The sequence below is a fragment of the Mameliella sp. MMSF_3455 genome (assembly GCF_030733205.1).
Taxonomy (GTDB): domain Bacteria; phylum Pseudomonadota; class Alphaproteobacteria; order Rhodobacterales; family Rhodobacteraceae; genus Antarctobacter.
Genome location: NZ_JASHJL010000033.1, coordinates 1 through 19,226 on the forward strand (window position 1 = coordinate 1; position 19,226 = coordinate 19,226).

17 protein-coding genes and 1 tRNA gene are annotated in these 19,226 nt (G+C 63.8%); 16 read left to right on the forward strand and 2 right to left on the reverse strand.

The features are described from left to right. Window positions 1-3: 3 nt before the first annotated feature. Complete coding sequence (locus RBB42_RS20195; RefSeq protein ID WP_305972218.1) at window positions 4-960, reverse strand: hypothetical protein; 957 nt, start codon at window positions 958-960, stop codon at window positions 4-6. A gap of 98 nt (window positions 961-1,058) precedes the next feature. Between RBB42_RS20195 and RBB42_RS20200 the strand changes: the two genes are divergently transcribed. From RBB42_RS20200 to RBB42_RS20270, 15 genes are all read left to right on the forward strand, one after another. Next, on the forward strand, window positions 1,059-2,315 hold the full coding sequence (locus tag RBB42_RS20200) for an RNA polymerase factor sigma-54 (protein WP_305972219.1): 1,257 nt from the start codon (window positions 1,059-1,061) through the stop codon (window positions 2,313-2,315). 513 nt (window positions 2,316-2,828) lie between these two features. After that, window positions 2,829-4,493 (forward strand): aromatic/alkene/methane monooxygenase hydroxylase/oxygenase subunit alpha, encoded by a 1,665-nt coding sequence (locus tag RBB42_RS20205; protein WP_305972220.1) that lies wholly within the window; start codon window positions 2,829-2,831, stop codon window positions 4,491-4,493. Window positions 4,494-4,580: 87 nt separating this feature from the next. Beyond that, window positions 4,581-5,639 carry a 2Fe-2S iron-sulfur cluster-binding protein gene (locus RBB42_RS20210; protein ID WP_305972221.1) on the forward strand — a complete coding sequence of 353 codons (1,059 nt, stop codon included), beginning with the start codon at window positions 4,581-4,583 and terminating at the stop codon, window positions 5,637-5,639. A 53-nt stretch (window positions 5,640-5,692) separates the two neighbouring features. Then, complete coding sequence (locus RBB42_RS20215) at window positions 5,693-6,757, forward strand: aromatic/alkene monooxygenase hydroxylase subunit beta (protein ID WP_305972222.1); 1,065 nt, start codon at window positions 5,693-5,695, stop codon at window positions 6,755-6,757. 25 nt (window positions 6,758-6,782) lie between these two features. After that, window positions 6,783-7,157, forward strand: a complete 375-nt coding sequence (locus RBB42_RS20220) for an MmoB/DmpM family protein (RefSeq protein WP_305972223.1) — start codon at window positions 6,783-6,785, stop codon at window positions 7,155-7,157. Window positions 7,158-7,238: 81 nt separating this feature from the next. After that, complete coding sequence (locus RBB42_RS20225) at window positions 7,239-8,261, forward strand: amidohydrolase family protein (RefSeq protein ID WP_305972224.1); 1,023 nt, start codon at window positions 7,239-7,241, stop codon at window positions 8,259-8,261. A 4-nt stretch (window positions 8,262-8,265) separates the two neighbouring features. Beyond that, window positions 8,266-9,069 carry an iron-sulfur cluster assembly protein gene (locus RBB42_RS20230; protein ID WP_306043816.1) on the forward strand — a complete coding sequence of 268 codons (804 nt, stop codon included), beginning with the start codon at window positions 8,266-8,268 and terminating at the stop codon, window positions 9,067-9,069. A gap of 65 nt (window positions 9,070-9,134) precedes the next feature. Beyond that, the gene (locus tag RBB42_RS20235; RefSeq protein WP_306043817.1) at window positions 9,135-10,766 is read left to right on the forward strand and encodes a molecular chaperone GroEL; all 1,632 of its coding nucleotides are present in this window, start codon (window positions 9,135-9,137) and stop codon (window positions 10,764-10,766) included. A gap of 69 nt (window positions 10,767-10,835) precedes the next feature. Beyond that, complete coding sequence (locus RBB42_RS20240) at window positions 10,836-11,879, forward strand: NAD(P)-dependent alcohol dehydrogenase (RefSeq protein WP_305972227.1); 1,044 nt, start codon at window positions 10,836-10,838, stop codon at window positions 11,877-11,879. Window positions 11,880-11,998: 119 nt separating this feature from the next. Continuing rightward, window positions 11,999-12,394 carry a VOC family protein gene (locus tag RBB42_RS20245; protein WP_305972228.1) on the forward strand — a complete coding sequence of 132 codons (396 nt, stop codon included), beginning with the start codon at window positions 11,999-12,001 and terminating at the stop codon, window positions 12,392-12,394. Window positions 12,395-12,420: 26 nt separating this feature from the next. Then, window positions 12,421-12,945 (forward strand): twin-arginine translocation signal domain-containing protein, encoded by a 525-nt coding sequence (locus tag RBB42_RS20250; RefSeq protein ID WP_305972229.1) that lies wholly within the window; start codon window positions 12,421-12,423, stop codon window positions 12,943-12,945. Window positions 12,946-12,958: 13 nt separating this feature from the next. Next, a complete protein-coding gene (locus RBB42_RS20255) occupies window positions 12,959-14,530 on the forward strand; it encodes a GMC family oxidoreductase (RefSeq protein WP_305972230.1) in 1,572 nt (523 codons plus the stop codon). A 96-nt stretch (window positions 14,531-14,626) separates the two neighbouring features. Continuing rightward, complete coding sequence (gene katG / locus RBB42_RS20260) at window positions 14,627-16,828, forward strand: catalase/peroxidase HPI (RefSeq protein ID WP_305971740.1); 2,202 nt, start codon at window positions 14,627-14,629, stop codon at window positions 16,826-16,828. Window positions 16,829-16,888: 60 nt separating this feature from the next. Beyond that, entirely contained in the window at window positions 16,889-17,377 is a 489-nt protein-coding gene (locus tag RBB42_RS20265) for a hypothetical protein (protein WP_305971703.1), read from the forward strand. Window positions 17,378-17,515: 138 nt separating this feature from the next. After that, entirely contained in the window at window positions 17,516-17,926 is a 411-nt protein-coding gene (locus tag RBB42_RS20270; protein ID WP_305971704.1) for a hypothetical protein, read from the forward strand. 361 nt (window positions 17,927-18,287) lie between these two features. Here RBB42_RS20270 and RBB42_RS20275 read toward each other — a convergent pair. After that, window positions 18,288-18,361 (reverse strand) — tRNA-Cys (locus tag RBB42_RS20275). Between the two features lie 171 nt (window positions 18,362-18,532). Between RBB42_RS20275 and RBB42_RS20280 the strand changes: the two genes are divergently transcribed. Beyond that, window positions 18,533-19,186, forward strand: coding sequence for a protein-L-isoaspartate O-methyltransferase family protein (locus RBB42_RS20280; RefSeq protein ID WP_305971705.1), 654 nt, complete (start codon window positions 18,533-18,535; stop codon window positions 19,184-19,186). Window positions 19,187-19,226 lie beyond the last annotated feature (40 nt).

Sequence of the window (19,226 nt, forward strand, 5' to 3'; positions counted from 1 at the left end):
GCCCTAGTGGCGGGTCGCGCCACCGGTCGAAGGGGCGGGGGCGGGTTGTGACAGACTTTGTATCTGGTTGACGACGATCGCGCTCAGGGGGGCGGCGAGATCGGCCTGCGGGTCGTTCTCGGGCGGCTCTGTCGCGGCGCGTGTCAATGCCTCGACGAGGTTCGGCTTGATCAATTGGGCATAGGCGCAGAGTTCATGAATCCTGAAGGTCGCGAAATGCAGGCTGTTGTCATTGCCGAGATGGGTGCCGGCTTGGCGGTCGGTGCCGGGAATGGCCAAGGCATTGCTGTGAACAGCGGCGCCGAGATTGGCCAGAACGTCCTTGCGCCAGCGCCCGTACTCGGTGTCTGGCGAGTAGTCCAAACCGATCTCGTAGAGTTTCTCGGTCAGCGCGCGAAAGGCCCGACCGCCTGCGATATGGCGGCGCCAGAAACTGCTGGCCTCTTCGACGGTGCGGCAGGCGATGAAACGCGCGGCCAGCTTGCGCCGCACCAGCAGAACCAGCAGCATGTCCACGTCTTCCGAGACGGAGCGCGCGATCTGCATTGCGGGCAGTGGCAGATCGGTCAGGGCCAGCATCCTGAGCGCGGTCATCTGTTCGGTCAGGCGCGCGGTCAGGGCCGCAAGCCCGTGCCATTGCGCGGGGTCGAGGCCGGGCACCCCGTGCGCATGTCCGCGGCGGGCGGCTGCATGGGTTGCCTTTACCCAGATCAGGGCCTGATCGTACAGAAACACCAGATCGACCTGTGCGCTGGTCGCAGTGTCGTCGAGACGGGGCAGGGCGCGGAACCCAGGCATTTGCCGGATCGCGTGGCGCCAGGCGCTGTCGAAGTCCAGACCCCGCACCGACCACAGCTGGCGCGTGCGCGCCAGCAATTGCGGAGAGAGGCCGGGATAGGACATCTCGGGCGGGGCGCTGCCCAGTGCGGCGATATCGCCAAAGGGGAATTTCTGGGTCATGTCCGGGATTTCACCGTTGTGTTTGCGGCCAGTCTAGGCGCGGGCGGTGCTTTGCGGCCAGAAAAATCCACGGGCGCCCTGCAAAAGGCGCGGATGGCATGACGCCGGCGCTGGGACATGTCACGCGGCAGACGCAGACGTTTGTCCTGCATCAATCCATGGCACTGTTGCGGTTGACGGCGGCGGAAGTGACCGAACTGCTGACACAAGTGGCCGAGGTCAATCCGCATCTTCTGGTGCGCCGGCCAAGGCGGCGGTTCCTGGTCGGCCTCGGCGCCAGCGACGCGCTGGAGGCAACCCTTGCCGAAGGCGCGGGCAGCCTGATTGCCCATGTGCAAGCGGAATTGTCCGATCTCCTGTCGCGCGGCGGCCTGATGGCCCGGATCATCACCCTGTTGATGGAAGACCTTGAGCCCAGCGGATGGATCAAGGCCGATCTTGGCCGGATCGCGCGAGATCTTGGTATCCGAGAGGCCTTGGTCGAAGCGACCTTGAAGCTGGTGCAGGAGCGGGTTTCGCCCACCGGGTTGTTCGCGCGGGATCTGCGCGAGTGCCTGTACCTGCAATTGACGGAACGGGGCGAGGTTTCGCCCGAGCTAGAAGCGGTGCTTTCGCATCTGGACATGTTGCAGACCGGAGGAGCGGATGCGCTGGCCGACAAGGCGGGGCTTTCCCCCGAGACCGTAAGCGCCTGCCTGGCGCAGATCCGCACGCTGGATCCGAAACCCGGTGCGCGGTTCGATGTGGACCCGGCCCTGACCCGCGAACCCGACGCGCGCGTGACGCGCGAGGACGAGGCCTGGAAGGTCCGGTTCAACCGTGACACGGAGCCCACCGTCGAAATCGCGGCCATCCCGCGGTCCGGGGACAACCCGGACCTGGCCGAGGCGTTAAAGCAGGCGCGCGGTCTGAAATTCGCTCTGCACCTGCGCCAGTCCGCGACCCGGCAGGTGATCGAGGCCCTGATCGCCCGTCAGACCGGTTTTCTGGACCGCGGAGACGCTGCGCTTCGCCCCCTGACACAGGCCGACCTGGCGGAGGCGACGGGGTTTCACACCAGCACGGTCAGCCGTGTCATGAACGGCTACCTCATCGAGACCCCGCAGGGGGTGATCCCCGCGCGCACCCTTTGCCCCGGATCGGTTTCTCGGCTTGGCGGGGGCCATTGCAAGGCGCAGGTCCAGGCCCGCATCCGGGCGCTTGTCCAGGCAGAGAACCCGACCTCACCAATGTCGGACGCTGATCTTGCCCGGCAACTGCGCGATGAGGGCATCGCCGTCTCGCGCCGTGTCGCCGCGAAGTACCGGCAGGACTGCGGCATTGCCCGTGCTGCACTGCGGCGTGAATCGGCCTGAAAACACCCATCTTTCCATGAGCTTGCGCGTCATTGCCCAGTGGCAAGTGTAACGCCGTAGTACGGCCGTCCGTAATGTCCAGCGTTCACTGTAACGTCCTGGTGTAACGCTGCGTAACACTGTGACGTCCTGACGCAGTTTCCCAGGAAACAGACCTGGGGTGCCGAAGAAAAAATCAAAAAATAAAAACTAACAAAACCAGACGGATAATGGGGAAGTTTCTCTTTTTTCGCCCTTTCTGGCCCGGTCTGGAACGCCGCTTGCCTATTGGATTGGCACAACATGACGCCTCGCCCCGATGGCAGGCGCGCAAGAACGAAGGAGTGGAAGCCGCACCGCAGCAATTCCTCGCAGCCGGATACAGGCCGGAGGCGCTGGCGGTGGGCCGGACTTTCCAACCTTTGCCGTGATCCGTGCCGGACGCTGTGTCGTCCGGCCAATGAACCGGCGACGCCTGTCGCCTGAAACAGCGGTCGGTCTACCGGCCGCAGAGCTTGAAAGGAGGCTCATGGCATGACTTTGACGTTGAACAAAATCACGTCTCAGCGTGGCATTTCGGTCGGGGAGGCCACCAAGAAGATCTCGGATCTCGGGTGGAACCCCACGTATGTCCAGGAAGCAAGCACCTTCCCCACGGACTACAAGATCACCAAGGCCCCGCGTGACCCGATGAAACAGGTCCTGCGTTCCTACTTCCCGATGGAAGAGGAAAAGGACAACCGCGTCTATGGCGCACTTGATGCCGCCCTGCGCGGTGACATGTTCCGCAACGTGGAGCCGCGCTGGATCGAGTGGATGAAGCTCTTCCTGGCCATCATCCCCTTCCCGGAAATCTCGGCCGCGCGTTCGATGGCGATGGTCGCACGCCTGTCGCCGGGCGAGGATCTGCGCACCGGCTTTACCATGCAGATGGTCGATGAATTCCGTCACTCCACGATTCAGATGAACCTGAAGAAGTGGTACATGGAGAACTACATCGACCCGGCGGGCTTCGACATCACCGAAGAGGCCTTTGGCAAGTGCTACGCCACCACCATCGGCCGCCAGTTCGGCGAAGGGTTCATCACGGGCGACACCATGACCGCCGCCTGCATGTACCTGACGGTGGTTGCCGAGACCGCCTTCACCAACACGCTCTTCGTGGCCATGCCTTCGGAAGCGGCGCGGAATGGCGACTATGCGCTGCCGACCGTGTTCCTGTCGGTACAGTCGGACGAAAGCCGCCACATCGGCAACGGTCACTCGCTGCTGATGGCCGCGCTGAAAGAGCCGGAGAACCACCTGCTTCTGGAACGCGACCTGCGTTACGCCTTCTGGCAGAACCATGCCATCGTGGACGCCGCCATCGGGACCTTTATCGAGTACGGCACCACCAACCGCGACAAGGAAAAGGAATCCTACGCGGAGATGTGGCACCGGTGGATCTTTGAAGACTACTACCGGACCTACATGCTGCCGCTTGAAAAGTACGGCGTGAAAATCCACCACGACGACGTTCAGGAAGCCTGGAAGCGGATCACCGAAAAGAACTACGTCCACAAGGTCGCCCAGTTCTTCACCGTCGGCTGGCCCGTCAACTTCTGGCGGATCGAGGCCCAGACCGAGAAGGACTTCGAGTGGTTCGAGCACAAGTACCCGGGCTGGTACGCCGAATTCGGTGAATTCTGGAAGTGGCACGCGAAACTGAGCACGCCGGGCGAGAAGGTCATCACCTTCAACGAGGACGTGGGCTACGTCTATCCGCACCGCTGCTGGTCCTGCCTGGTGCCCTGCCTGATCCGTGAGGACATGGTCGTCGACGAGATCGACGGGCAGCTGCACACCTTCGCCCACGAACTGGACCGCTGGACCGCCGTCGAGGCCTTCGCGGACGAGTACCAGGGCCGGCCGACCCCGGCGATGGGCAAGTTCTCGGGCAAGCGCGAGTGGGAGTCGATGTACGACGGCTGGGACTTGGCCGACGCCATCAAGGACCTCAACTTCGTCCGCGAAGACGGCGAGACGCTGGTGCCGCAGCCGCACCTGCGGTTCGACGACAAGGACATGTGGAAGCTGGAGCACGTCCGCGGCAACACCCTTGCCTCGCCGCTCAACGCTCTGCGCGCCATGTCGCCGGCCGAGCGTGAGGCCCACATCGCGGAATACCGCGCGGGCTTCACCATCAATCCCTGCAACTGACGCAGAAAACCGGGAAGGCCGTGCGCGGCCTTCCCCACCAGACCCGACGCCCGGACGGGGCGTGAGAAGGATCAGGGAGAAGAAAAGATGACGGACGTCCACACAGTCCGACTGGAACCGGTTGGCGTGGAATTCGAGGTCGAGGAGAACGAGACCATCCTCGACGCCGCATTCCGCCAGGGCATTGCCCTGCCGCACGGTTGCAAGGAAGGGCAGTGCTCGGCCTGCAAATGCGTCCAGCTGGACGGCGAAACCGAGATGCTGAAATATTCGACCTTCGCGCTCAACGACATGGAAAAGGACAGCGGCCACGTCCTCATGTGCCGCACCCTGGCCTGGAGCGACGTCGAGATCGAACTGCTCAACTACGACGAGGAGGTGCTGTCGAAGTCCATCCCGGTCAAGCAGTTCAGCGGCAAGATCACCGGCTTTGAAAAGCTGACCCACGACATTCGTGGCGTCCAGATCGAACTGGATGCGCCTTTGAAATTCTGGGCGGGCCAATATGTCGACATCACGGTCAGGACGGAAGCGGGGGAGGAGATTACACGTTCGTTCTCCATGGCAAATCCGCCGAGCGAAACCCAAAAACTCTCCTTCATCATCAAGAAATACCCCGACGGACGGTTCTCGAACGAACTCGACGACGGAGGAATCAAGGCCGGAGCCGAAGTCTCCGTCGAAGGACCCTACGGGATGTGCTTCCGACGCGAAGAACGGGAAGGACCCGTAGTGCTGGTTGGTGCCGGATCCGGCATGTCGCCGGTCTGGTCGATCCTGAATGACCACCTGACCAGCGGCGAGGACCGCCCGGTCTACTTCTTCTACGGTGCCCGGTCGCAGTCCGACCTGTTCAAGCTGGACGAGATCGGTGCCCTGACGGACGCGCATCCTGGTGTCGAATTCATCCCCGTGCTCAGCCACGAGGAAGAGGGCAACGGCTGGGCCGGCGAGCGCGGCTTTGTCCACGAATGCGTCGACCGGCGGTTGAAGGAACTGGGGATCGACGGCGAAGGCGACGTCTACGCCTGTGGTCCGCCACCGATGATCGACGCGCTGACACCGGTCCTGTTCATGCACGACTTCGATACGGACCGCATCTTCTACGACAAGTTCACGCCCACTTCCGGTTCTTCGGGCCACTGATACCGGCCCGAACGCAAGTGACGCGAACGTAAAACCAGACAAGGGAGGCTACTATGGTAGCAACATCAAGCTCGGTGGGATCCGGGGCAGCAGGCGCGGCCGTCTTCGTCGGCTCGAAGAGCCGCAAGTACAACTACTTCGAGCCGCGCGGCAAGCGGGCGACCCACTACGAGGACGTCACCGTCGACGTCCAGCCCGATCCCGAACGCTACCTGATCCAGAACTGGATCATCGAGTTCGAGGGCGGCAAGGGCGGCGGCGCCTACCAGAAGGACAACACCGCCGCGCTGTCGTCGAACTGGCACGCCTTCCGCGCACCGGACCAGGAGTGGGAACGCACCCACTACCAGCGCCAGGCCAAGATCGAGACGATGGTGCAGAGCGTCATCTCGAACGCCCGCAAGGCCGGCGCGCCTGCGGCCTTCGACAAGGTCTGGACCAAGATCCTGCAAAAGCATCTGGGCGCGTGGAAACATGCGGAATTCGGCCTTGGCACCTCGCTCATGCAGGCGCAGCGCTACGGCTACACCCAGATGATCAACAACGCCACGTTGACCAACTCGTCCTACAAGATGCGCCTGTCCCAGGACATCACCCTGTACCTGGCCGAGATCGGCATGGACATCGAGGGCTGGGACGACACGCTCGGCAAGCAGGCCTGGCTGGAGGACCCGATCTGGCAGCCCTGCCGCGAGGCGATCGAGACGATCATGGGCTGCGAGGACTACCTCGAACAGTATTTCGCCATCAACATCGTCTTTGAACCGTTGGTGGGCGAACTGTTCCGCTCGGGCTTCCTGATGCAGGCAGCGGCGGCGAACAACGACTTCATCACGCCCCCGGTGATCTCGGCGGCCGAGGCCGACTACGAGCGCAACCTCGCGAACACGGTCGACCTGATCTACCTGCTGGCCAACGACGAACAGCACGGTGCCCACAACAAGGCGCTGTTCCAGTCCTGGCTGAACAAGCACGGCGATCTGGCCGACAAGGCCGCCTCCGCGCTGCAGCCGATCTGGTCGCAACCGCATTCCAAGCCCGTCTCGTTCGAGGATGTGAAGGCCGTGTCGCATGAGCGCATCAGCCAGATCCTCGGGGAACTCGGCCTCAGCCGCTAATCGCAACACAAGAAGGAAAAGACTGATGTCAAACGTAGCGCGTGACGCGACCAAGCAGAACATCTTCAAGTCGATGAAGGACATCGACCTGACCTCGCGCGAGGTCTCGCACCAGTGTGGCGTCACCATGAACGACAGTGTCGAGGCCAGGGCCATCGCCGAGTTCATGGAAGAGAACGACCCCAAGGTCACGATCACCTACAACCCGGCGACCATCCGGATCGACGGCGAAGGCAAGCTGATCTTCAAGATGAGCGAGATCACCGAGTTCCTGGGCCGCGAGATGACCGCCGAGACCTTCGAGGTCAACACCTCCACCCACTATGGCCGGATGGTCCGGGTCGATGACGACACCGTCATCCTCTTCGGCGACATGAACGAGGTCATGGAATACATCTGAGGGCTTGCCAGCCCCACGGGGGGCCGGGCGCACCGGCCCCCTCATCCCCAGCCAAACCGACAGAATTCCAGGGAGGATCTCATGTACAAGACACCGAACGGCAAGGAAATCTTCGTTCTCGACGGCCACACCCATTTCTGGGACGGCAGCCCCGAGAACCAGGCCAACGTGCATGGCAAGCAATTCATCGAGTGTTTCTACGCCTACCACACCAACCTCAGCCCGCAGGAAGAACTGTGGGAAAAGGCGCGGTTCGAGAAATACTCCGAGGACGACATCTATCGCGATCTCTTTGTCGACGGGCCGGATGACATGGCGATCATCCAGACGACCGTTCTGAGGGATTTCTACAAGAACGGGTTCGGCTGCCTCGAACGGTCGACCGAGATGGCCAAGCGGCATCCCGAACGCTTTATCGTCAATGGCAGCTTCGACCCGCGCGATGGCGAAAAGGCGCTGGAATACATCCACTGGATGAAAGAGAACTTCGATATCCAGGGCGTCAAGATGTACACGGCGGAATGGAACGGCGACAGCAAGGGCTGGGCGCTGAACGATCCGGCCGCCTACAAGTGCTTTGAGCTGTGCGAGAAGCTGGGCATCAAGAACATCCACGTCCACAAGGGCCCGACCATCATCCCGCTGTCCAAGGACGCGTTCAACGTCGATGACGTGGATTATGCGGCGACCGACTTCCAGAACCTGAACTGGATCGTGGAACATTGCGGCCTGCCGCGCCTGGACGATTTCTGCTGGATCGCCGTGCAGGAAACCAACGTCTATGCCGGTCTCGCCGTGGCGCTGCCCTTCATCCATGCCCGCCCGCGCTATTTCGCCGAGGTCATGGCAGAGCTGCTGTTCTGGGTCGGCGAGGACAAGATCCTGTTCGGCTCGGACTATGCGATCTGGACGCCGAACTGGTTGGTCGAGAAGTTCTGGAACTTCCAGATCCCCGACGACATCGCCGAGGAACGCGGCGTGCAGCTGACCGACGAGATCAAGGAAAAGATCCTGGGTCTGAACGCGGCGCGGCTTTATGGCATCGACGTCGAGGCCAAGAAGCGGCAGCTCGCCGGCGCCCCGGTCCAGATCGCTGCGGAGTAAGGCCATGTTGACGGACATCATCAAGGCGGACCTCGAGTGCGAGCTCTGGGAAAGCCTTGAGGCCGTGACCGATCCGGAGCTCGACGAACCCATCACCGACATGGGCTTCGTCGAGCGTGCCGAGGTCATCGGCTCCAAGCGCGTCGAGGTCGAGTTTCGCCTGCCCACCTACTGGTGCTCGCCCAACTTTGCCTTCCTCATGGCCTTCGGGATCCGCGCAGAGGTCTGCGCGCTGCCCTGGGTGCAGGAGGTGCAGGTCACGCTGAACGACCATTGCTTTGGCGACGAGGTCAACGAGGGCGTGAACAGCGGCAAGCCGTTCGAAGAGGTCTTTGCGCAATACTGCGACGGGGCCAATCTGGCCGAGGTGGTCGACACCTTCCGTGCCAAGGCTTTTGACCGGCGGCAGGAGGTCATGCTGCTGGCGTTGCAGGCGCAGGGGTTGACCGAGGCGGAGATCGTCTCGCTGACTCTGGCTGGCTTCGATCGCATCACCATGCATGGCGAAGAGGAAGAGCGGCAGAAGCCGCGCTATCGCGACCTGCTGCTTGACCAGGGATTGGCGGAAAACCCGGAGGATCTGGCTTTTCCGACCTGGGAAGGGCAGGCCATCGAGGCGCAGGAACTGGCGACGCATCTGGTGCGGCTGAAAGGCACGCGGATCAACATGGAATTCAACGGCGCGCTGTGCCGTGGACTGGCATCGACCCGCTACAAGGAGGTCGAGATCGGCCCCGAGGGACCGACGCTGGTGGATTTCATCGCGGGCCGCGTGCCGCCGCGAGAGGAACACGCCACCCGGCGCTGACCGACTGACAACCAAGAGAAATCAGGGAGACGCCCACGGAGCCCCGTGTGGCGAAGGAGGAAGACATGGCCAAATTGCTTGTACACGGAAACTTTGCCCGCAAGGCGCTGGCACGCGGTGTTGCGCGGCTGGCGGCGGCGGTGGAGCCGACACTGGGACCGAAGGGTCTGAACGCGATGGTGGATCGCCCCGTGGGCACCCCGCTGATCACCCGCGACGGGGTGTCGATCGCATCCGAGATCGAGCTGACCGACCGTTTCGAGAACATGGGCGCTCAGGTCGTGCGCGAGGTATCGATGCAGACCAACGAGGTCGCCGGTGACGGCACCACCACCGCCATCGTGCTGGCCAATGCGCTGATCCAGAAGGGCGTGGCGTCGACGGACAGTGGCGTCAAGCCGGTCGATCTGTGCAAGGGCATCGACATGGCGGTCAGCCGCATCGTGGCCGAGATCGACGAGACCTCGCGCGATTGCGAGGATCACCCCGAGTACCTGGAGGCTGTGGCGCGCGTCTCCGCCACCGATCCCGAACTTGGGAACCTGGTGGCCGAGGCCTGGCGCCGGGTGGGCCGCGAGGGCGTCATCTCGGCCGATTTCGGCGTCACCATCGACACCACGATGGAAGTCATGGAAGGCATGTCCTTCGAGCGCGGCTACATCTCGCACCACATGGTCACCGACCGCGAGCACATGGAGGCCGTGCTGCGCAACCCGCTGATCCTGATGACGGATCAGAAGATCCTTCAGCCGTCGATCCTGGACAAGGCGATCGAGATTGCCGAGGGCGAGGGGCGCCCGCTGGCCATCATCGCCGAGGAGATCGCGCCCGAGGTGGTCATCCGCCTGCTGGAAAATGGCGGCGCGGGCAAGTTCCTGATCGTGCACCCGCCGGAATACGGCCACTGGCGCACCGCGATGATGGATGATCTTGCCATCATCACCGGCGGCGAGGTGCTGTCGCGCGACCTGGGCAAGAAGCTGGAGAACGTGACCCTGGCGCAGTTGGGCGGGGCGGAAATGGTGCGCTCGAGCTCCTCGTCGACCAGCGTCCTGCGGGGCGAAGGCGATCACGACGCCGTCGTCGCCCGCCGCAACCAGGTGCAGCGCATGTACGAGGTGGCGCCGCCGAACATCGAGCAGGACAAGCTTCGCGAGCGGCTGGCCAAGCTCTCGGGTGGCAGCGCGATCATCTATGCGGGCGGCTTCACCCCGGTCGAGCAGAAACGCAAGATCCAGCTGATCGAGGATGCGCTCTGTGCCGTGCGCGCAGCGGCCGAGGACGGTGTTGTCGCCGGGGGTGGGACCGCGCTGGCGCAGGCGGCGCCGGTGCTCGAGAACCTCTCGGCGATCGGGGACATCGGCAAGGGGATCGAGCTGGTCCGTTGCGTCCTGACGCAGCCCGTTCGGCGCATCGCGACAAACGCCGGGGCCGATCCTGACGCCGTGGCCGAGACGGTGGCCGGGGCCGAAAAGGGACATGGCTACGACGCGGCGACCGGCGCCTTCGGTGACATGTACGAGGCGGGGATCATCGATCCGGCGCGCGTTCCGGCCTCTGCGCTGGTCAACGCCGCCTCTGTCGCGACCCTGATCCTGACCACAGAGACCCTGGTGGGCGATCTGGACGAAGGCGAGGCCGACCCGACCGAGGGCCCGGCCCTTGGCGGCGGCGCCGAGCTGCTGGGTCGTCCCTAACCCCGTCACGCGGCGCGACGGGTACGGACCCGCCGCGCCGCCACATCCCTCAGATCAGGAGACAAGACCATGAAGGCTGCAAGACTGTACGAATACGACCCCGCGATGAACGTGGAGCTGAAGATTGAAGACGTTCCTCCCCCCACAATCACAGCTCCCAACGAGGTGGTCGTCAAGGTCGGTGCGGCGGGACTCTGCCGGACCGACCTCCATATCATCGAAGGTGTCTGGAAGGACATCATGGACACCCAGGGCAGCCTGTTGCCCTATGTCATGGGCCACGAGAACGCCGGCTGGGTCGAGGATGTCGGCAGCGCCGTGACCTCGGTCAAGCCGGGCGACGCGGTGATCTGCCACCCGTTCCAGAGCTGCGGCATCTGCCTGAACTGCCGTTATGGTCATGACATGTACTGCGATCACGGCACCTTTCCGGGGCTGGGGATCGACGGTGGGTTCGCCGAGTATTTCAAGACCTCGGAAAAATCGCTCATCAAGCTGAACACCGGCATCACGCCCTTGTCCGTCGCACCGATGGCGGATGCGGGCATCACCGCCTACCGCGCGGCGAAAAAGGCGGCGCGGCTGTCCTATCCCGGGTCCTGGACCGTGCTTCTGGGCATCGGCGGGCTGGGCCATATCGCGCTGCAATGCCTCAAGCACATCAGCGGCGGGCGGGTGATCGCGGTGGACCGGGAACCGGCGGCACAGCAACTGGCCAAGGATCTTGGCGCGGACGTGGTGCTGGACGGCGGCCCGGACCTGATCGAGCAGGTCAAGGACATCACCGGCGGCGGCGCCCATGTGGTGATCGACTTCGTCGGTGAACTGGGCGTGGAAAACATCTGCTGGAAGCTGCTCCGTCAGGGCGGCGAGCTGATCATGGTCGGCTATGGCGGCCAGATCGAGATCCCGACGCTGGACCTGGTGGCCAACGAGATCAAGATCGGTGGCAGCCTCGTGGGCGACTACATCGAACTGGTCGAGCTGATGGAGCTGAACGCCGACGGCAAGGTGAAGATGCACCAGACCGAATACAAGCTGGCGAACATCAACCAGGCCATCGACGACTTCAAGAACCGGCGCTTTACCGGGCGCGGCGTGATCGTTCCCTGAAGTTACTCCCCGACCGCCTTTCCCGGCGCCGCAAGGCGCGGGGCGGGGCGGTCCCGCCCTGCGGTGTCCTCCCCACGGCACGCCGCAGGGCCCCTGATACCCAAGTACCGAGGACAGACATGGCCAAGGCAATTCATTCCATGATCCGCGTGCTGGACGCGGACCGTTCGATCGCCTTCTACCGCGAGGCATTCGGGCTGGAGGTGGCGCAGCGCGTCGATTTCGACGGGTTTTCGCTGATCTACCTGTCCAACGACGAGACCGGTTTCGAACTGGAACTGACCGTCAATTCCGGCGCGACCGCCCCCTACGACCTGGGCAATGGCTATGGCCACCTCGCCTTCAGCGTCGAGGACGTTGATGCCGAACACGCGCGCTTTACCGCTGCCGGTCTCTCGCCGCGCAAGCTGGTCAGCTTCGATCACGACGGCAAGCCCTTCGCCCGCTTCTTCTTCGTGGCCGATCCCGACGGCTACCAGATCGAGGTGCTGCAGCGCGGTGGCCGTTTCCAGTGACCCGGATCCAAGGAGGAGGAGAGACGATGTCCAAGACAATGAAAACCCTGACGCGTCGCCAGTTGCTGTCGCAAAGCGCGGCGTTGGGCGCCAGCTTTGCCATCGGCGCGGGCTTTGTCGCCGGTCGGGCCGAGGCCGAGAATTGGGCGATGGAGGTGGATCACCTGGCGCCCGGTACGATGGCGGTGCTGATTCAGATGGCGCGGGACATCTACCCGCATGACCAGGTCGCGGATCGGTTCTATGCGCTGGCCGTCAAGGGCTACGACACCGCCGAGGCCGCCCCGGCCATCGAGGCCGGTGTCGCCATGCTGAACGAGGCGGCGCGTGCCACCGGGCATTCCGGCTACCTCGACATCGGCTGGGAACGCGACCGCGTCGCGGTGCTGCGCGGCATCGAGGACAGCGCCTTCTTTCAGCAGATCCGGGGCGGTCTCGTGACCGGTCTTTATAACCAGAAGGCCGTCTGGCCGATCTTCGGCTACGAGGGCGAGAGCTACTCCGAAGGCGGTTACCTGTATCGCGGTTTCGACGACATCAACTGGCTTTGAGGGGGCAAGAGCAATGACTGCACCATTTGACCTGACCGACGACGGGGTCGTCGTCATCATCGGGACCGGCGCGGGCGGCGGCGTTCTGGCCAACGAACTGGCTCAGAAAGGCGTGTCCGTCGTGGCACTGGAGGCGGGCGGGCGTTACCTGCCGGACGACTACATCAACGACGAGTGGGACAGCTTTGGCCAGCTGGCCTGGACCGATCCGCGCACGACCTCGGGTGACTGGCGGGTGGCCAGGGATTTCGGCGGGTTGCCCGCCTGGATCGTCAAGGCTGTCGGCGGCACCACGACGCATTGGGCGGGCGCCAGCCTTCGGTTCCAGGATCACGAGTGGAAGGCCAAGACGACCTATGGTGACGTGCCGGGTGCCAACCTGCTGGACTGGCCGATCGACCCGCGCGAAATGGACGACTATTATACCCGGGCCGAAGACAAACTGGGCGTGACCCGTACCAATGGCCGTGCGGGCCTGCCGGGCAACAACAACTTCAAGGTCTTCGAGAAGGGCGCGCGCGCCCTGGGCTACGAAGAGGTCCACACCGGCCGCATGGCGATCAACTCGGCCGACAATGACGGCCGCATGGCCTGCCAGCAGACGGGCTTTTGTTTCCAGGGCTGCAAGTGGGGCGCCAAGTGGTCGGCGGCCTATACGGACATTCCGCGCGGCGAGGCGACCGGCAACCTTGAAGTGCGCGAGAACTGCCACGCGGCGCGCATCCTGCACGATGCGGACGGCAAGGTGACGGGGGTCGAGTATTTCGACGCGGATGGCAACCTGCAGCTGCAGAAGGCGCGGGTGGTCTGTGTCGCCGGGAACTCCTTCGAAAGTCCGCGACTGCTGCTGAACTCGGCCTCGTCGATGTTCCCGGACGGGCTGGCCAACAGCTCGGGGCAGGTGGGGCGCAACTACATGCGGCACACCACCGGGTCGGTCTACGCGGTCTTCGATCAGCCGGTGCGCATGTGGCGTGGCACCACGATGGCCGGCATCATCCAGGACGAGGCGCGGCACGATCCCTCGCGCGGGTTCGTCGGCGGGTACGAGCTCGAGACGCTGGCGCTGGGCCTGCCTTTCATGGCGGCCTTCCTCGATCCGGGCGCCTGGGGGCGCGAGTTCACCACCGCGCTGGATCACTACGAGAACATGGCCGGCATGTGGATCGTGGGCGAGGACATGCCGCAGGAAACCAACCGCGTGACCTTGAACGCCGATGTGACGGACGCGCACGGCCTGCCGGTGGTCAACGTGCATTTCGACGATCACCCCAACGACATCGCGATGCGCGACCACGCCTACAAGCAGGGCATGGCGATCTACGATGCGGTAGGGGCCACGCGGGTCTTTCCGACGCCGCCCTATCCGTCGACGCACAACCTGGGCACCAACCGCATGTCGGCCAATGCGCAGGACGGGGTGGTCAACGCGCATGGCCAGTCGCACGACATTGCCAACCTCTTTGTCTCGGACGGCAGTCAGTTCACCACCGGCGCGGCGGAAAACCCGACGCTGACCATCGTGGCGCTGGCCATTCGGCAGGCGGATTTCATCGCCGCAGAGATGAACCGGCAGAACATCTGATCACGCTTTCGACGGCCCGCGAGGCGCGGGCCCTCGCCACGTCCCCCGGGCATACGGGGGCAAAAATCGACAAGAGACCGTACGAGGAAGACAATGATGGACGGAAACGACATGCGTCAGGCGGGGCAATGTCCCGTGATGCACGGGGCAACCAACGTGGCGGGGACCGGCAACCGGGAATGGTGGCCCAATCAGCTCAACCTGACGATCCTGCACCAGCATCAGCCCGTGGCCGATCCCGCGCCCGAGGGCTTTGACTATGCCGAGGCGTTCAAGGCCCTGGACCTGGACGCGGTCAAGGCGGACCTGACCGCGCTGATGACCGACAGCAAGGACTGGTGGCCCGCCGACTATGGTCATTACGGTCCTTTCTTCATCCGCATGGCCTGGCACAGCGCGGGCACCTATCGCACCGCGGACGGGCGCGGCGGGGCCTCGACCGGGACCCAGCGCTTTGCGCCGCTGAATTCATGGCCCGACAACGGCAACCTGGACAAGGCGCGCCGCCTGCTCTGGCCGATCAAGGAGAAATACGGCAACGCGATTTCCTGGGCCGACCTGATGATCCTGGCCGGAAATGTTGCCATCGAGAGCATGGGGGGCCGCACCTTCGGTTTCGCCGGCGGGCGAGAGGACGTCTGGGCGCCCGAAGAGGACATCTTCTGGGGGACGGAAACCGAATGGCTGGGCGACAGCCGTTATTCCGGGGACCGCGATCTGGCCAACCCGCTGGCCGCCGTGCAGATGGGCCTGATCTACGTCAATCCCGAGGGGCCCAACGGCAACCCCGATCCGCTCGCCTCGGGGCGTGACATCCGTGAGACATTCGGCCGGATGGCGATGAACGACGAGGAAACCGTGGCGCTGGTCGCTGGCGGGCACACCTTCGGCAAGGCGCATGGGGCGGGTGACCCGGCATTGGTCGGCGCCGAACCAGAGGCCGCCGCATTGCAGGAAATGGGCTTTGGCTGGAGAAACGCGCACAAGAGCGGCAAGGGGGTGGACACCACGACCTCGGGCATCGAGGGGCCCTGGACCGCGAACCCGACGCAATGGGACATGGGTTATTTCGACGTGCTCTTCGGCTATGACTGGGAGCTGACGAAAAGCCCCGCGGGCGCGCATATCTGGCACGCCAAGGGATTGGCGGAGGAGGATCACGCGCCGCAGGTCGATGCCTCGACCGCCAAGGTGCCGGTCATGATGACCACCGCCGACATGGCCATGCGCATGGACCCGATCTATGGCCCGATCTCCAAGCGGTTCCACGAGAACCCCGAGGAATTCGCCGAGGCCTTTGCCCGGGCCTGGTTCAAGCTGACCCACCGCGACATGGGCCCCCGCGCCTGTTACCTGGGCAAGGAGGTGCCGGACGAGGATCTGATCTGGCAGGACCCGGTGCCGCCGGTCGATCATGCCCTGATCGACGAGGAGGACGCCGCACGCCTCAAGCGGGACATCCTTGGGTCTGGCCTGTCGGTGGCGGATCTGGTCTGGACGGCCTGGGCCTCGGCCTCGACCTTTCGCAAGTCGGACAAGCGCGGCGGCGCCAATGGCGCGCGCATCCGCCTCTCCCCGCAAAAGGACTGGGAGGCGAATGAACCGGCCCGCCTGTCGCCTGTGCTGGAGGTGCTCGAGGGTATTCGCAACGCCTTCAACCGGGACGCCTCCGGAGGCAAGCTGGTCTCGCTTGCCGACATGATCGTGCTGGGCGGCGCCGCCGCCATCGAAAAGGCGGCCCGCGAAGGTGGGCGCGAGGTTCGGGTGCCCTTTACCCCGGGGCGGACGGATGCCAGCGCAGACCAGACCGACGCCGCGTCCTTTGAGCCGATGGAACCGGCCACGGACGGGTTCCGCAACTACGAGAAGACCGCCTTTACCTACCCGGCAGAGGCGCTTCTGGTGGACAAGGCGCAACTGTTGGGACTGAGCGCGCCGGAAATGACGGTGCTTGTCGGCGGCTTGCGTGTCCTGGGCGCGACCTACCAATCCTCGGCCACCGGCGTCTTGACCGATCGTCCGGGCGTTCTGGGCAATGATTTCTTCCGCAACATCCTGGACATGGACATCGAGTGGCTGCCGGTGGACGCGTCCGAACGGCTGTTCGAGGGCTGCGACCGGGCAAGCGGGGCGAAGAAATGGAGCGGCTCGCGGGTGGACTTGGTCTTCGGCTCGAACTCGCAGCTGCGTGCCCTCAGCGAATACTATGCCAGCGGCAGCAACGAGGATCATTTCGTCAGTGACTTCATCGCCGCCTGGGTCAAGGTCATGAACGCGGACCGCTTCGATCTGGCCTGAGGCAATGCAACCGGGGGATCCGCCGGGCGCGGGTCCCCCATTATCCAGGGAGGAACAGGGATGGATATTTTTTCCAAGCGGGACGGGCCAAGACCCGAGGACGTGAAGGCGCGGAAGCTGATACAGGAGAATTCGGGCACGATCCGGCGGTTGGCCGATACGATCAGCAACGGCGGCTTTACCAAGATGAAGCAGGACCAGGCGCGCCGCCGAGAAGAGCCCAAGCCCGAGGGCCTGATGATCCACGATCTCAAGGCGCCTTCGAAAAGCGAGGTGCCAGAGCCCTACGTCAAGGTCAGTCTCAACAACCGTGTGGTCCTGGCGGACAAGTCCAACGGGCGTCAATTGCAGATGCTGGGTGAGATCCGGGGCAATTCATTTGCGCGCCGCTTCGTCCTGGCGACCTCGGAGAACGGATTTTTCTCACCCATCGACGATGAGACGCGCGCCGCCATCGGGGCCTTGGACAACCAGGAAATCGGCGGCGCCATGACCGAAAAGGAGCTTGCCCGACGCTTGACGGAACTTCTTGGGCTGGAAGAGAGCTAGGCCGCGTCATAGGGTGATGGACACCCGGAACCCGTGATCCACGCTGGTCTGTCGGGGCAAGAAAGGGGGCGAGCCGGTTAGCCGTCCTACACCCAAACACGCCCGAAAATGTCGTAGAGGCCGTCGCCGTTCGGCCCTTTGGCCGGAGCCGAGGCAAGATGCGATAAATCCGTCCTCGGCGTGATTTTCGTCCGGGAACAGCCGCTGCTACTGACCGCCCAGACCGGTGAAGGTGCGCATCCACGACGATCTGAGCCCCTGGGGATGCGGGGGACGGCGGCCACGGCGGGCTGTGCGCTCAAAGAAGTCGCTGTCTGTATGGGCAGGGGCCTGCGCCATAGGGCCAACTTCATCGAACGCGACGCCGCTCAGGTGCCGCAGATCGCCGACGAGGTGCATAACAAGCTGAAGAAAACCGAGGAGGCTGGGCTCACGGCGGCCCAGAGGGTCAAGAGGGCCGGAAAGGGGGGGGCAGTGATGATTGCGTCGAACGCGGCGCGGACCGATTCCACACTGGCGGCAACCTGGTGCGAGATCTTTCACCCCTAAACGCGGGCCGGCCCGCATACTGCCATGTCTTCGCGCTGCGTACCGGACGGACGCAGCTTACGGACACGGGCACGGCCGGGTTGGCCGAGGCCGAGTGAGTCAACGCTCTGGTCAAGGTCTGCCTCGAGTCCTGGGATACCCGCCGCTCGACTCCGGAGTTCGGTCACCATTCGGAGCGGGGCCTGACAGCCTGAACAGGTGCCATCGCTGAGAATAACCAAGGGCCGCGAGGAGAGATGCCGACGGCCTTTTTGCATGTCACTGATGGAATTACCCGGGTGCTGAAAAGCGCCCTGTAAGCCGTGCGATACTTGGGTCCCCTGGCGGGGCCGCAAATACCGAAAGGCTCGATAAAATAAGGTGGAGGCGAGTACCGGAATCGAACCGGTGTACACGGATTTGCAATCCGCTGCGTCACCACTCCGCCAACTCGCCAGAGTGGCCGCCTGATTAGGCGCAACCTCGATCCCCGTCAAGCAGATTTCTCAATTCACCCTTGGCGGGTTCTGCGGTCACACTCGCAAAGTTTGCTGGCTTGGGTCATTGCCGCGTCAAACCAGTTGTGGCACAACCTCTACCAAGCTTCTGAACGAAAGAGTTTAGTGCATGACAGACTTCGCCACCCGCCGCCGGATGATGGTCGACACACAGGTTCGCCCGTCGGACGTCACGGAGTTTCCGATCATAGACGCGATGCTGAGCGTTCCGCGTGAGGCCTTTGTGCCCAGTGACCGCATCGAGGCCGCCTATGCCAGCGAGCATGTTGACCTTGCAGAGGGACGCGTTCTGCTGGATCCGCGGGTCTTTGCCAAGATCCTGGATGCGCTGAACCTGACCAACGCGGACCTCGTTCTGGATATCGGCGCCGGTTATGGGTACTCCTCTGCCGTCATCGCCCGCATCGCCGAAGCCGTGGTCGCGGTCGAGGAGGATGAAAGCCTCGTCGACGAAGCCCAGGCGCTGCTGACGGAGCATCACGCCGACAACGTCGTGCTGCAGGCCGGCGCCCTGACCGAAGGCGCCGCGGAACACGGGCCCTACGATGCCATCGTGATCGAAGGCGGTGTCGAGGTTCTGCCGGAAGGGCTGGAGGCGCAACTCAAGGACGGCGGTCGTATCGCGGTCATCTTCATGGAGAACGCGCTTGGCACCGTGAAAATCGGTCACAAGCTGGACGGTCACATCAACTGGCGCTTTGCCTTCAATGGTACGGCGCCGGTCATTCAGGGTTTTGAGAAAAAGGCCGCGTTCGCTCTCTAGTCGGGGCGGATGAAAAAAGGCCGGGGCAAACGGGGCAATG